Source organism: Hymenobacter sp. NBH84, from assembly GCF_014217645.1.
In the GTDB taxonomy this organism is placed as follows: domain Bacteria; phylum Bacteroidota; class Bacteroidia; order Cytophagales; family Hymenobacteraceae; genus Hymenobacter; species Hymenobacter profundi.
Genome location: NZ_CP043644.1, coordinates 3,726,985 through 3,741,508, shown reverse-complemented (window position 1 = coordinate 3,741,508; position 14,524 = coordinate 3,726,985). Strand labels below are relative to the sequence as shown.

The window sequence follows — 14,524 nt, the reverse complement described above, 5'->3', positions numbered from 1 at the left end:
TAAGCACAAGCAAAAGTGAAAAGTACCAGCTATAGATGTGATTCAATTAGAGAATATTCTTCTAAAAATGAGAATATTTATAAACAATATAAGATATATGTATTGGTTTATATTCATTGTAAAAGGAATTTTGCTGTTGAAAACACAAGTAATCAAGGTAATGCGTAGATATTATACTTCCCTGGGCAATAATTTACTTATTCCTGTTTTAGGATTATTGCTACACACTGCTCCTTACGAGGCGAAAGCGGAGGGATCTAAGAATCTAACGCCCGCTACAGCACCCCGCACCGCGGCCAACACAGCCAATGACTATGTGGGCTACCTCCAGCAAAACGACACCAACCAAGATAACACGCGCGGTTTCCTGAATGCTGGTAGCCCCGCCGATGAGCGCCTATATGTACACGTAGAGCCCGGCGAAACCGTGTACTACGGTGTGCACCGCATGGACTACACGCAAACCCATAACTCCCTCCGCATTCAATTGCTCTACCAGCCAAGCGGGGGCGCTATCACGGTAGTAAAAACCAACCGGCTAGATCCGATTGCAGGTACTACCAGAAACTCATTGCTGGCTGCTGGGCCTGGTGTTATTAATACGCCGCAAGAGGCGAGTGTTGGGCCTGACTACAACGGTGCTACCACAGGTGGCTACAAACCATTGTCTTATACCAACACCATGGGTAGTGCCCAGGAGTTTTGGTTTGAATTTGTGGAGGTGAACACCAGTGATGTTCCTACCAACAAAGTGCGTACGGCCTACGATATCTGGGATGTAACGGTGCGCGCCGACACCGGCGAGAAAACCGGGCGGCTCTACTCCCAGAGCTGGGGCTTTACGGCGGGTGCAGGCGATGCCCGGCTGGCGAATTCCTTCTCGCTTTACCCCCTCATTCCGAACCCCAACTACAAAGGTACCTACTTCATCAAGCGGGTAGACTACGCCGGGATGCAGCCCTGGGGCGTGTTGCTGACGGCTAATTCCTACGGAGTAGACAACACCTCCGGCACGTACAAAGACTGGCGCAAGAGCCGTAGCGGCTCCTTCAGAACGGCCGAGTATAAGTTGTTTGTCAATGACCCCGATCCTGCCATCTACCCCACTACCATCCGGCCCGGCGCTCCCACCATCAGTACCAGCTGCCGCCCCGATAACAAGGGCGCTATCTTCACGTTGCGGGTAGATCAGGCCGGGTTTGGCACCATCTTCATCGACGGCAACAACAACAAAACCTACGAAGCCACCACCGACCGTCTGCTCGAAGGCCTGACACAGATCGGCAACAACACATTCGACTGGGACGGCAGCTCCGATACTAAGGCCGCTATGCCTTCCGGCAACATCAGCATCACATACTCCAGCGGGGTAGGGCCTGTTAACTTTCCTATCTACGATGCGGAAAGCAATACCAATGGCATTATTATTCGGGAAGTGCGCCCCGGCAATACGGGCAACGTTGACTATGCTTTCTGGGATGATGCTCTGCTCACCAACTTCCCGGCGCCCCAGCAGAATCCCTACGGCATCAACTCGGCCGCGGGCGCCCACAAGTGGGCCAACGATATTGGCGACAACCGAACCGTAAACACCTACGCCGTGGGCCTGATTGCCCGTAATCAGTCCAACAACATTACTTATAACAACGGTAGCTGCCTGGTAATCGCTCCTATAGTGCTGCCGGTGGAGCTAACCAGCTTCACAGCTACAGCCCAGAAACAGCAGGTAGCGTTGCGCTGGGGCACGGCCTCAGAAAAGAACAGCGCACAGTTTGTGGTAGAGCGTAGCCTCGATGGGCGACTATTTGAGGCCGTGGGGCAGGTTGCGGCGCAGGGCAATACCACCAGTGCCCACAGCTACTCGTTCCTCGACCCGATTTCCGATCAGGTTGGCAGCGTGTACTACCGCCTGCGTCAGCTCGACCTCGACCAAACGGCTCACTTCAGCCTGGTAGTGGCAGTGCAACTGTCCGCAACGGCGGGCACGCTCTACCCCAATCCTGCTACCAACGAGGTAGCTTTACGGTTTGCCGTGCCCCTACCCAGCGGGGCGGAATACGTCCTGCTGAACGCGGCCGGCCAAGTAGTGCAACGCGGACAAGCCGCAGGGGGCACGGAGTTACGCATTTCTGTGGCTGGTCTGCCTGGAAATAGCCTCTACCTGCTACGGGTAGGCAACCACACCTACCGCTTCTCGAAGTAAGTTGCCATAAAAACCGCCTGTCATCCTGAGCGTAGCGAAGGACCTGCTCACGCCAGAACGATACTCGTATCAACGACTCGTTCTGGCGTGAGCAGGTCCTTCGCAAGCTCAGGATGACAGGCGGTTCACTTTACTCTGCCTCGTCGTACTCCAACGTATTGGGGTAGCGCTGGCGGTGCAACTCGCCTACCTTGCGCACCAGCAAGGCCCGCAGCTCATCGATGTTTTCACGCTCCTGGGCCGAGATGAAAATCACCGGATCATGCATTTTGGCCATGTAGGAGGCTTGCAGCTGGTCGAGGGTAGGGCGGATCAGGGTGCCTTCTTCCTCGTCAGGGTTCATGTCCTCGAATCCGCCTTCGGGGTCGAGGCCCGCTTCGGCTTCGGGGTTATACTGGTCGATTTTGTTGAAGACGAGCAGGATAGGCTTGTCGGCGGCGCCGATGTCTTTCAGCGTGTCGTTCACTACCTCAATGTGCTCCTCAAACGACGGGTGCGAGATATCGACCACGTGCATCAGCAAGTCGGCCTCCCTAATCTCATCCAGGGTGCTCTTAAAGCTCTCAATCAGGCGGGTAGGGAGCTTGCGGATAAACCCTACCGTGTCGGAGAGTAGGAAGGGTACTGTGTCCAGCACCACCTTGCGCACCGTGGAGTCTACGGTAGCAAACAGCTTATTCTCGGCAAACACATCGGAGCGGGAGAGCAGGTTCATAATCGTGCTCTTGCCCACGTTGGTGTAGCCCACCAGCGCCACCCGCACCAGCCCGGTGCGCGACTTGCGCTGCGTGACGCTCTGCTTGTCGAAGTCCTTCAGCTTTTCTTTTAGGAAGGAAATTCGGTCGCGCACCACGCGGCGGTCGGTCTCGATTTCCGTTTCACCCGGTCCGCGCTGGCTTACACCACCGCCGCGCTGCTTGTCCAAGTGCGTCCAAAGGCCAGTGAGGCGGGGTAGCAGGTACTGATACTGCGCAAGCTCTACCTGCGTGCGCGCCGTAGCCGACTTCGCCCGGCTGGCAAAAATGTCGATAATCAGCAGCGAGCGGTCCACGATTTTCACCTTCAACTCAGCCTCCAGGTTGCGCAGCTGCGAGGGCGACAAATCATCGTCGAAGATGACCATGCTGGCCCCCGAGTGGTTCACAAACGCTTTGATTTCGGCTAGCTTGCCCTCACCCACAAACGTGCGGATATCGGGCTTTTCCAGGCGCTGTACAAAGCGCTTCACCACTTGCGCGCCGGCGGTTTCGGTCAGAAACGCCAGCTCATCAAGGTATTCCTGAGTAGTCGTATTGGGTTGGCGCTTGTCGGGCACGGCTACCAGCACGGCAGATTCCTGCTCCTGGGCCGTGTCGTAGGTAGCGTCTTTATTGCCTTTGGCCAGAATGCGGCCCGCCCGGCCCTTCACCGTGTCGGTGGCGCCGGGGTGGCGGGTGCTGTTTTGGCGAGGTTTGGAGCCGGAGTTATTGCTCAAAATAAGGAAGAGTTAATTTGTTGAAAATTTGATTGTTAACGGCGTCTGTCATCCTGAGCTTGCGAAGGACCTTATCAAGTCAGAACGAAGGTCATAACAACGACTCGTTCAACTGGCATAAGGTCCTTCGCAAGCTCAGGATGACAGACGATTTTTCACTCAGTCACGCCGCTACTCAGTCACTCGTAAGCGTCAGCGAGTAGGCGACTACCTGTTCCATCTCGGCGTCGCTGAGCTGGTCTTTGAAGCCGGGCATCTTACCTAAGCCGTTTTTTCACCATATATATACGGCCCGTGGTATTGAGGTTGCTTTTGGTGAGGTCGTGGGCGCCGTTAGCACCTTTGCGGCCATCCTCGCCGTGACACACGGCGCAGCGCTGCGTGTAAATAGCGTGGCCAGCTGCCAGCGCATCCTGGTTTAGGGTGCTCACAATGGCCGTGGGCACGCCCGCCGAGTCGGTAGCCGTGACAACCGTAGTGCCCGCCGGCGACACCGACACTGCCGGCGTAGCGTGGGTAGTATCGGCCGACTGGCAGCCGCCCAAGCCAGCGAGCAGCAGACTGCCCAGCACGATTCGGGGTAGGTAGGAAATCATCATTAGAGCCATAACAACAAAACGAGCCACAAAGTAACCAAAGTACCAAGCGCAATGACAGAATATATAGCAGATTGAAGGTATAGAGGGTCGGCCGCGCCCAAGGGGTAGGCTTTTGCGCTGTGTAGCGCGTCTGGTTTATGTTGCTACGTCAGCCGATACAAGAGGTTTATACACTCCAGCTTGCCTGTGTCTTCTGAAAAGTAGTGTTGTGCTTACAGGAGATAGTGTAGATAAGTATTTGGTTAACAGATAAATATACTTTACCTTGCCTGCTTCCCCGTACGCTTGCCCAACTTCCTTTGTTATATGATTTCGAAACCAACTACGTACTCTTCGGGCCGGTGGCTGCTGCTATGGTTGCTGTTGCTGCTGGCGGGTTGCCAGTCTACTTCCGATGATCCGCAGCCAGCGCCGGCCAGTGGGCAAGACCTGTTTGTGTCGGCCACCAAGATTGTGACGGCACCCAAAACGCTATTGCAGGCAGCGGCCACATCGGCCGGTTTCGGTAACTACGCTCAGTATGTGCAGTACGATGTGACGTTTTACAAGCTCATCTATAAGACAACGTTTCAAGGCAAGGAAATTCAGGCCTCGGGGCTGGTAGGAGTTCCACTCAATACGCCCAAGCCACCCGCGTTGCTGAGCGCCCAGCATGGCACCATCTTCCGGTTGGCCGATGCGCCTTCCAACTTCCCGAATTCCTTCAGTGGCTTTGAGCTGTTTGCCGGGGCGGGCTTTGCTACCGTCATTCCAGACTTCATTGGCTTTGGCGCGTCCGACAATATCTTCCATCCCTACTTCGATCAGCCTGCCTCGGCTGCTGCCGTGGTAGATATGCTGAAGGCAACACAGTACTACCTACAAAGCCAGCAGACAGCGCTCAACGACCACCTGTTTTTGGTTGGCTATTCCGAGGGCGGGTACGTCACGATGGCCGCACAAAAGGAAATCGAAACCACTACGGCCCACAACCTCACGCTCACGGCTGTGGCTGCCGGCGCCGGTGGCTACGATCTGCCAGAAATGCTCACGGGCATCGCCACCACGCCCACCTACGCTACCCCGGCATTTTTGGCGTTTATCCTGCAAGCCTACAACACCACCTATGGCTGGAATCGGCCGCTGACGGATTTCTTCCAGCAACCCTACGCGGGTAGGCTACCCGGCCTACTAGATGGCTCCAAAGCGCTGGATGAAATTGACGCCAGCCTGACTACGAAACCTGCGGAATTGTTTGCCCCCGCGTTCTACACCAATCTGCAAAATGGCACCAGCGAAGCCGACCTGCGGCAAAAGCTCCGCGACAACAGCTTCCTGACCTGGGTGCCTAAAAGCCCCACGCGCCTGTTCCACGGCACCGCCGACGAGTCGGTTTTCTACCAGACATCCGAAACAACGTTCAAGCGTTTTCAGGCGGCCGGTGCTGCCAACGTGGAGTTTATTCCCATTCCAGGCGGCATGCACCGCACCAGCATTGCCCCGATGATGCTGAACGTGCTACCCTGGTTTCAGTCGTTGGATAAGTAGGGCTGAAAGGAAGTAATGGGGTGGTAGTGGTGTAATAATTGTTTGGGCGGACACGATGCCATTCTGCATCCTACCTTTGCGCCCAAACCACCCTGCCTGCATGCGCGTTGCTATCGTTATCAATACCTCCTGGAACATCTGGAACTTCCGGCGTAGTCTGGTGAAAGCCCTGCAAGCCGCCGGCCATGAGGTGCTGGCCATTGCGCCCCCCGACGACTACTCGCAGCGCCTGGAAACCGAGCTAGGTTGCCGCTACGTGCCAGTGCTGATGGAAAACAAAGGCACCAACCCCGCCAAGGACGCCCAGCTCACGCAGCGCTTTTACCGTATCTACCGCCGCGAGCGGCCCGATGTGGTGCTGCACTACACCATCAAGCCCAATATCTACGGCACGCTGGCCGCCAAGCTGGCGGGCATTCCCAGCGTCAACAACGTGTCGGGGCTGGGCACGGTGTTTATCGTGCGCAACCTGGTGAGCCGGGTGGCGCTAGGGCTCTACCGGTTTGCGTTTCGGTTTCCGAAGCGGGTGTTTTTCCAGAACGGCGACGACCGCCAGCTGTTCCTGCAATACCGGCTGGTAGCGCCCGGCATCACCGATTTACTACCCGGCTCAGGGGTAGACATACAGCGGTTTCAGCCCGCTCCTGAGTTCACGCGCAACACGCCTTTCACGTTTTTGATGATTGCGCGGGTGCTCTACGAGAAAGGCGTCGAAGAATATTTTGAAGCGGCGCGGCTAGTGCGCCAGGCCGTGCCCGGCACGCGGGTGCAACTGCTGGGTGGTATCGATGAGAGTGGAGGAGTAGGCGTGAAACGCGTCATCTTCGAGCAGTGGCTGCAAGCTGGCAATATCGAGTACCTAGGCACTTCCGACGACGTAGCTGCCCTCATACGCGAGGCCGATTGCGTGGTGCTGCCCAGCTACCGCGAAGGCACGCCCAAAACCTTGCTCGAAGCCGCCGCTATGGGCAAGCCCATTGTAACAACCGACGTACCCGGCTGCCGCGAAACCGTGGTGCACGGCCACAACGGCCTGCTCTGCCAAGTACGCGACGCCGCCAATTTGGCCGAGAAGATGCTACAAGTACAACAACTCTCTGATGCCGACCTAGCCCAAATGGGCCGCGCCAGCCGTCAGCTAGCCGAGCAAAAGTTCGATGAGCAACTGGTGTTGGACAAATACCTGCGCATTGTGGCCGACGTGACGCGGCGCCAGACAATCTAAATTTCGCAGCCTGAAGAAAAGGCTGTTCTTACTGCTTAATTAGTGATACATGGAATTTAAGTACTTCAATATTGCAGATGTGGTAGAGGTACTGCCTCGCGTGTTTGGTGATGCCCGCGGCGCATTCTTTGAGTCGTTCAGCGCGGAGAAGATGACGGCCGCCGGCATCACCGGCGACTGGGTACAGGACAACCAGTCGCGCTCCGACCGGGGTGTGGTACGTGGGCTGCACTTTCAGGCGCCACCCTTTGCGCAGGCCAAGCTGGTGCGCGTGGCTTCCGGCCGCGCCCTCGATGTGATAGTGGACATCCGCAAAGGCTCGCCTACCTACGGCCAGCACGTAGCCGTGGAGCTGGATGCCGAGCGCTACAATATGTTTTACGTGCCGGTAGGCTTCGCCCACGGCTTCACAGCGCTGGAAGACAATACGTTGTTTCTCTATAAGTGCACCAACTACTATGCCCCGCAAGCAGAAGGTGGCCTACGTTGGAACGACCCCGCACTAGGTATTGACTGGGGCGTGACAGATGCTACAGTGTCGGTCAAAGACCAGGTGCTGCCGCTGCTGAAGGATTTTGTAAGTCCCTTCTGAAGCTGTCATCCTGAACATTCCGCGCATCGAGCGGCGACGAAGGACCTTCTCACGTGAGTACGAGTCGTTGATACGCCTGTTGTTCTAGCGGGAGAAGGACCTTCGCCGCCGCTTGATGCGCGGAATGTTCAGGATGACAGGCAATTGTTATTACCTGCCCGTCGGCCCAAACCGCTCGGTTCTGATGTCCTCGGCGGGTAGGCCTAGATCCTGCAAGCCGGTAGCGACGCTTTCCACCAATCCCGTAGGGCCGCACACGTAGCATTCGGGCGAGGCAGCAAATCGCTTTACCACCTCTGTCAGCAGCGCCGTATCGATGCGGCGGTGGTAGCCCGACCAGCCGCTGGGGGCTTGGCGGGTATAGTCCAGTAGCAGGGTGAAGGTAGCGTCGGTGGCAGCCATTGCTTCCAGTTCCTGTTGATAAATAACCTCTTCCGGCGTGCGGATGCTAAACAGCAGCACCGTGGGGTTGCGCAACATCGCACGCTGGCGGTGGCGCAGCATGGCCATCAGCGGGACTATGCCTGAGCCGCCAGCAACAAGGAGCAGCGGCCGGGCCGCGGCCGTTGCGCGCCACACGAAGTAGCCACCAATCGGGCCGCGCACCTCTAGCTGGTCGCCTACCCCTACACCTTCGAAGAGGTAGCCCGATACTTCGCCTTCCTCCACGGCTTCTACCGTCAGCTCAATCTCGTCGGGTTGCTCGGGCGGGGAGGCTATGGAGTAGCTGCGCTCGGCCTGGTAGCCGTCGGGGGCGGTGAGGCGCAGGGTGTAGTGCTGGCCGGGTAGGTGGGGCGTCCAGTGGGGTAGGCTGAGCGTGAAGGTTTTCACGCGGGGCGTTTCGGCGTGAATGGCCGTGACGGTGGCCAGCTGCCAGTCCAACCTACTCATCGTCGTCGGCGTAGCGCTGGGCCTTCCACGGGTCGCCGTACATGCTGTAGCCGGCGCGTTCCCAGAAGCCTGGCTCATCTTCGGCCATAAAGCGTAGGCTGGTAATCCACTTGGCACTTTTCCAGAAATAGAGGTGCGGCACCACCAGGCGGGCCGGGCCGCCGTGCTCGGGCGTTAGGGGCTGGCCGTCGTAAGTGAGGCCGATGAAGGCCTTTTCCTCGCGTAAATCAGCCAAGGGTAGGTTGGTGGTGTAACCGCCGTACGACGTGGCCATTACGTAGCGGGCTTCCGGCCGTAGCTGCACGTGCTCCAACAGCGAGTCCAGGCTTACGCCGCCCCATTTAGTATCAAACTTTGACCACTGCGTTACGCAGTGAATATCGGGGTTGAAGTCCTGCTGGGGTAGGGCATTGAACTCCTGCCAGCCCCATTTTTTGGGTTCTTCCACCAAGCCTTCCAGCATGAAAGTCCACTTTTCCAGCGCAATGCGCGGGGTAGGCCCGGCCGACAGCACCGGAAAATCCTGGGTTTCGTACTGGCCGGGCGGCAGCTTGTGGTTGCTGGGCCGCTTACGCTGAAAGCCTTGGTTGAAGAAGGTAGGAGCCATGACGGTCTAAGAGGCTATTTAAGTTAGCTAAAAGGTAGTTAGAATGATGTAGAGACGCATACTTGCGTCTCGTCGTTGAACGACAGCTACCCGTATCGTTCAATGACGAGACGCAAGTATGCGTCTCGTCATTGTGCAGTGGTTACTCTAAACAGTTGCTTAGAAACCTAACAGTTTCCGTCCACATCGCACGCCGCGCCGTCCTGACCAGCTACCAGGGTAGGGGCAGGATGGTTTTCCTCCCACACTTTCTCCAATACTTCCTGAAACAGCTCGGCCGGCTGGGCGCCCGACACGGCGTATTTATCATCGAAAACGAAGTAGGGCACGCCGCGTACGTTGATTTGCTGGGCTTGGTACTCGTCGTAGCGCACTTGCTGGGCGTAGGCGTCGGTTTGGAGCGTGGCTTTCACTTCAGCGGCGTCCAGGCCGAGGTCGGCGCCCAGTTGGGCCAGCGTGTCGAGGTCGCCCACGTCTTTGCCCTCCGTGAAGTAGGCCGCAAATACGCGTTCTTCGGCTTCGTTGCCCTTGCCCTGAGCGGCAGCTAGGTGTAGGAAGCGGTGGGCTAGGAACGTGTTGGTGGGGATAACGCGGTCGAAATCGTACTGTAGTCCTACCTCGGCGGCGATGCCAGCCATGTGGTCGTTCATTTGCTTGCCTTGGGCCACCGATACGCCCTTGCGCTCGGCCAGCAGCTCATGAATGGTTTGGCCGGGCGTGTGCTGCATGTTGGGGTCCAGCTCGAAGCTGTGCCACTGTACTTCCACCGCGTCGGCGTGGGCAAACTCAGCCAGACCGGCTTCAAACTTCCGCTTGCCGATGTAGCAAAACGGACACATGATATCAGACCAAATTTCTACTTTCATATTCGTGTGCTTTCTTTCCGATGAATAAGTAGTTTGAAGGCGAAAAGTTTGCCTGCTGAAGCAGCGCGGCCGACCAAAGCCGGAGCGGTGGGCTTTCTCACGCTTACCTATTTACCCCATCTGCTACCCCCATCACCGATGGCTACGCCTATTACCTTCCGCGCCGTAATGCAACCCGGCGGCCCCAGCTTCATGCCGATGCAAGTGCTTGTTGTGCCCGTGGAGGTGATAGAGGCACTGGGCGGCAAAGCAGTGAAGCGCGTGGTGGTAGCACTACGGGACCATACCGTGCGTTTGGGCCTGCACCCGTTGAAATCGGGCGAGCGGTACCTGATGCTGAACCAAGCCCTGCTAACAGAACTAAGTCTGCGCTCCGGCGACGAAGTAACCGTCAGTATCAGCCCCGACCCTACCCCCAACCAGGTAGACCTGCCTGAGGAGTTAGCCGAAGGCCTAAGCAGTTGGCCCGAAGCCGAAGCTGCCTTCGAGCGCCTGACGCCCGGCACCAAACGCGCCTTAGCCTACCACATCGAAAGTGCCAAACGCCCCGAAACCCGCAGCAAGCGCGTGATTAGCGTGTTGCATCAGCTGGCTACCGGCGGTCATCCTTTTAAACCGTGGGAGGGGTGGGTGAGGGTAGGAAGGTAGAGGGTGTGAGGGTAAAAGGGTAGGAAGTGTGTCATCCTGAGCGCAGCGAAGGACCTTCTCACGCGTGAACGAGTCGTTGGTAAGTCAATCGTTCTACCGTGAGAAGGTCCTTCGCTACGCTCAGGATGACACACTTCCTACCCTTCTATCCTTTTACCTCTCTCATATCTGAATATTGAAGACCAGCGGAGAGAAGGACGCCTGGCGAGTGCGCGGATTGTATACAAAACGAGCGCCCAGCTCGAACGGCGTGCGTAGGTGCAACGCATTAAATAGCACAGCCCCATCGACGCCTACCGTGCGGTAGTCGCGTTGGATGAGTGCACCGGTGGTGAGAGAGCGGCTTTCGCCGTGGGCTACATCCATAAAGGCAGTCGTGCGCAGGCGCTGCACGTAGAGCACCCGGCCCACCGACCAGTGCACAAATGCCAGAGGTAGGGCATACTCGGTGGTGCCTACCCATAGGCGGTCGAAGCTCACGTAGCCGATACCACGCGGAAAGAAGATGCTGGGGCTGAATTGGTACTCGCGTTGCTGCTGCCACTGGTAGCCGCCGCGCAGCCGGATAGCGTGGTGCCGCCCGATGCCGGGCAAATACACGCTGGCCTGCGTGCCGAACTGCGCCGCATTCAGACCCGCGCCAAACGGTGTGGTGCGCCAGGTAGCCAACAACGAGCCGCCCCAGCGCGGGGCCACATCGCGGGCCGAGAGCTTGAGCTGGCGGACGTAGCTGAAGGAGGTTTGCACGGCATTTACAGGCCGGTCAGATGCGGGGTCGGTGCGGTAGCGCAGGGGCAGGTCGTAGCCGTTCACCTGCTCGCGGAGGTAGTAGGCGCTGAGCGTGAGGGCTTGCAGGTACTTGGAGCGCGTGAGCGTGAGGGGTAGGCGGCCGCCCACCGTGAGGCGGGTGTAGTTCCACCGGTCGCGTACGAGGCTGTCGAGGGGCGTGCGGCGGTCGACGTACACGCCGGTGTTGCGGCCGCCGTGCTCCACGCTCAGGTCGAGCACGGGGTAACGACCCTGGTAGCTGAGGCCGCCGAACACGTTGGCCGTGCGCTCGGCCTGGTTGTAGCCTACCCCCACCTGGGCCTGGGTGGTGTTCAGCAAGTCCTGGGAGCGCACGCCCACGTTCACGCTGTTGCCGGTAGGGCTTTGCACCACGCCCCAGCCAAACACATTAAACGCGTGCCGCAGCGGCGAATACGGCCGCACCGGGTAAGGCGTGGTGGCCGAGTCGGGCCTTACCAGCAATGGCCGAACTAATGCAGCGGCCGGCTCCTGGGCGCTTAGCTGCGCCGCGTAAGGGTCCGAAAGTACAGCCGTAGTTGCGGGTGCGGGTAGGGCACGCCAGGCCGTGGTATCTAGCGGTATTTCCAGTACGCGGCTGCCCGTGGCCTGGAATTCTTGGAAGGCCAAACGCTGACCATCCGGCGAAACCGCGGCGTGGTAGGCACCTACGGGCCGCGAAGTCACTTGCCAGGTCTGGCCCGAGCGTTGGCTCACAGCATATATATTATCAATCCCCGACTGCGGCGAGTTGTAAAACACAAACTCGCCCCAAGGCTGCGGGTTGGTGAGGTTGATGTTGGCAACGGGCAACAAATCCTGCTCTTGGCCGGTGGCGGGGTCCAGCACCGTGAGGGTTTTGCCGGCGCGGCGCAGGGCCACGGCCACCACCCGGCCATCGGGGAGCCAGCGGGGCTGCTGGTAGAAATCGTTGCGCGGGTTGGGCAAGATGCGCACCTCGCGGCCGGTGGCTACGTCCACAATCCGCAGGGAATGATGGTAGGACGAGTCGGTGAGCGTTACCACCAGCTGCCGGCCATCGGGCGAGAGGGCGGCGGCCGTGTAGCGGCGCTTGGTGAGGTGCGTGAGCCGGCCGGTGCTCAGGTCCAAGATGCGTAGCTCGGAATACACGCGCTGCCGCCAGCGCGGGTCGTAGCGGTACTCGGGCCACACGACCTTGCCGCCGCCTACTGATAGCATCTCGGGTAGGTTGGTCAGGCCCTGCACAAACACCTTTTGCTCGGGCGCGTGGCGGCGCAGCAGCACCAGCTGGGCAATAGTGCCCAAGCCAGTTTTCATGGCCAGCACGCTGCTGTCGGTTACGTACTGCGGATATTCGTACTGCGTAAACACGCGCTCCTCGGCCTTCACCCGAAACTCCCTGCCCGGCGTAATAGCCAGATTTTGCTGGCCAGCTTGCCAGGTAGAGTCCAGCTCGTGCATGGTGCGCTGGTAGAGGTCTTCCACACGCAGGCCCGTAGTGCGCCGGATGCTGTTGGAGAATGAAAACGGGTAAAAGGGAAACTGGTAGTACTTGTCTAGCACCGAGGCCCATACGTTGGGGCCGTAGTGCGTTTTCAGGTAGGAGGTCATGTAGTAGCCCAGCACGTACCAGTTGGGCACGTTGTCGCGGAAGGAGCCGTTTACGGCCTTTTGGTAACCAAAGTGGCGGCCGGCCAGGCGGTTAGCGCGCATCCCTACCCCAAAATACGGTACGCGGCCCCGGCCACTACGGCTAAGGGCGGTTTCACTGCCTACGGCATCGCCCTCAAAAAACCACTGCGGTACACCCACCGCGCCCACGCCCAGGCCCTGGTCGCCGAGCAGGGGCACCAGCAGGCGCCCTATTCCCTGTCGGGCTTTGTCGAATTGTCCCACATGGCGGTATTCGTGCAGCACTAGGCCATCCAGCCAGTCCATGGTGCCCAGGGCCTGGCCCTGTTCGGGTGTGGTGAAGAATTCGGCGTGCCGGGGCAGAAACGTGACGAAGGCGTTGCTGATGGTCGTCTGATTTTGCAACACAATAGGCAGGTGCCGGGGTACCACACCCAACGAGGCTGTGCCGGGCTGCTGCACCTGCTCCAGCCGGTGTGCGGTGCGCTGGGCGGCCGAGTCGAGGCCGCGGGGGTAGAGCAGCCGGAAATGCGGGGTGCGCACCTCCTGCCAGCGCAAATCGGGCGGGTTTTGGTCGAGCACGGGCAGGCTCTGGCTTGCGCCGGGTAGGGCGGGGAGCAGGCAACATACCAGGAAGCAAAGAAGCAGGCGCATGGGCAGGGGCTAGGGTTCTGCAAGAAACCGGTTGCCCAGGCGAAAAGCAATGGCTGCCGCGGCGTCTATCAGAGATTAAATTATGCAATTGGAGCCCAACAGCAGCTGTACTAACTCACAGTAGTAGTGGTAGTTCACCGCGATAATTGCCTGATATAGATAAATATAGATTCTTATAAGCACTAAATTATATTCAGTCATCTGCTGTGCGCTACGCGTAAGAGCCTGAACACGAGATTATAGTATCTCTACCATCCTTTCCTCAAAACAGATTCTTATGAAACGCGTCATTCTTTTTGCAGCAGCTCTTCTTGGTGGTATCTCGGTAGCCTCGGCTCAAACGACCACTGGCGGTATGACCACCGGCACCATGACCACCGGCGGCACCACGGCAGGTACTACCGCAGGCACCACCACGGGTACCACAGGTACAACTACCTCGGCCACTACAGGCACCACTACCTACGGCACCACCGCTGGTACCACTAGCGGCACCATGGGCACTACGGCCGGCACTACCACCACGGGCCGTCGCCGCACGGGCACTACGGCTGGTACGATGAGCACCACCACGGGCACGACCACCACGGGCCGTCGTCGTACGGGCACCACGAGCGGCACCATGCGTACTACCTCAGGTACCACCAGCGGTACCATGCGCACCACGTCCGGCACTACGAGCGGTACGATGCGCACTACCTCGGGTACCACGAGCGGCACCACTACTATGCGCTAATCGCGCTGGCTTACTTGCTTTCTTAATCAGCGCTGGGCTTTGGTCTGGCGCTGATTTTTTGTGAGGTAGGCCATTGCTTTTTCGCGAGACGGGCGGAAATCA

General features: G+C 58.5%; 12 protein-coding genes. 6 read left to right on the top strand and 6 right to left on the bottom strand.

Features of this window, described 5'->3' with window-relative positions; all coding sequences use genetic code 11:
• Positions 1–217: 217 nt before the first annotated feature.
• Positions 218–2,203 carry a T9SS type A sorting domain-containing protein gene (locus F1C16_RS15660; protein WP_185281557.1) on the top strand — a complete coding sequence of 662 codons (1,986 nt, stop codon included), beginning with the start codon at positions 218–220 and terminating at the stop codon, positions 2,201–2,203.
• 130 nt (positions 2,204–2,333) lie between these two features.
• On the opposite strand, the gene hflX is transcribed toward F1C16_RS15660, so the two are convergent.
• Complete coding sequence (gene hflX, locus F1C16_RS15655; protein ID WP_374940603.1) at positions 2,334–3,590, bottom strand: GTPase HflX; 1,257 nt, start codon at positions 3,588–3,590, stop codon at positions 2,334–2,336.
• Positions 3,591–3,934: 344 nt separating this feature from the next.
• Entirely contained in the window at positions 3,935–4,303 is a 369-nt protein-coding gene (locus tag F1C16_RS15650; RefSeq protein ID WP_185281555.1) for a c-type cytochrome, read from the bottom strand.
• Positions 4,304–4,582: 279 nt separating this feature from the next.
• Between F1C16_RS15650 and F1C16_RS15645 the strand changes: the two genes are divergently transcribed.
• The 3 genes from F1C16_RS15645 to rfbC all read left to right on the top strand — a co-directional run bounded on the left by F1C16_RS15645 (position 4,583) and on the right by rfbC (position 7,620).
• Positions 4,583–5,803: a S9 family peptidase gene (locus tag F1C16_RS15645; protein WP_185281554.1), complete on the top strand. Its 1,221-nt coding sequence runs from the start codon at positions 4,583–4,585 to the stop codon at positions 5,801–5,803.
• Between the two features lie 100 nt (positions 5,804–5,903).
• Entirely contained in the window at positions 5,904–7,028 is a 1,125-nt protein-coding gene (locus F1C16_RS15640) for a glycosyltransferase family 4 protein (RefSeq protein ID WP_185281553.1), read from the top strand.
• A 49-nt stretch (positions 7,029–7,077) separates the two neighbouring features.
• Complete coding sequence (gene rfbC / locus F1C16_RS15635) at positions 7,078–7,620, top strand: dTDP-4-dehydrorhamnose 3,5-epimerase (protein WP_185281552.1); 543 nt, start codon at positions 7,078–7,080, stop codon at positions 7,618–7,620.
• A 150-nt stretch (positions 7,621–7,770) separates the two neighbouring features.
• On the opposite strand, the gene F1C16_RS15630 is transcribed toward rfbC, so the two are convergent.
• The 3 genes from F1C16_RS15630 to F1C16_RS15620 form a co-directional block, all read right to left on the bottom strand.
• Positions 7,771–8,511 carry a ferredoxin reductase gene (locus F1C16_RS15630; RefSeq protein WP_185281551.1) on the bottom strand — a complete coding sequence of 247 codons (741 nt, stop codon included), beginning with the start codon at positions 8,509–8,511 and terminating at the stop codon, positions 7,771–7,773.
• Positions 8,504–9,118, bottom strand: a complete 615-nt coding sequence (locus F1C16_RS15625; RefSeq protein WP_185281550.1) for a sulfite oxidase-like oxidoreductase — start codon at positions 9,116–9,118, stop codon at positions 8,504–8,506. Before F1C16_RS15625 ends, F1C16_RS15630 begins: the two co-directional genes overlap by 8 nt.
• Before the next feature lie 167 nt (positions 9,119–9,285).
• Positions 9,286–9,984, bottom strand: coding sequence for a DsbA family protein (locus tag F1C16_RS15620; protein ID WP_185281549.1), 699 nt, complete (start codon positions 9,982–9,984; stop codon positions 9,286–9,288).
• Between the two features lie 138 nt (positions 9,985–10,122).
• Between F1C16_RS15620 and F1C16_RS15615 the strand changes: the two genes are divergently transcribed.
• Positions 10,123–10,632, top strand: coding sequence for a YdeI/OmpD-associated family protein (locus F1C16_RS15615; protein ID WP_185281548.1), 510 nt, complete (start codon positions 10,123–10,125; stop codon positions 10,630–10,632).
• A 162-nt stretch (positions 10,633–10,794) separates the two neighbouring features.
• Here the strand turns inward: F1C16_RS15615 and F1C16_RS15610 are convergent, their stop codons facing one another.
• Positions 10,795–13,686: a hypothetical protein gene (locus F1C16_RS15610; protein WP_185281547.1), complete on the bottom strand. Its 2,892-nt coding sequence runs from the start codon at positions 13,684–13,686 to the stop codon at positions 10,795–10,797.
• Positions 13,687–13,963: 277 nt separating this feature from the next.
• On the opposite strand from F1C16_RS15610, the gene F1C16_RS15605 reads away from it, so the two are divergent.
• Positions 13,964–14,422 carry a hypothetical protein gene (locus F1C16_RS15605; protein WP_185281546.1) on the top strand — a complete coding sequence of 153 codons (459 nt, stop codon included), beginning with the start codon at positions 13,964–13,966 and terminating at the stop codon, positions 14,420–14,422.
• The last annotated feature ends 102 nt before the right edge of the window (positions 14,423–14,524 follow it).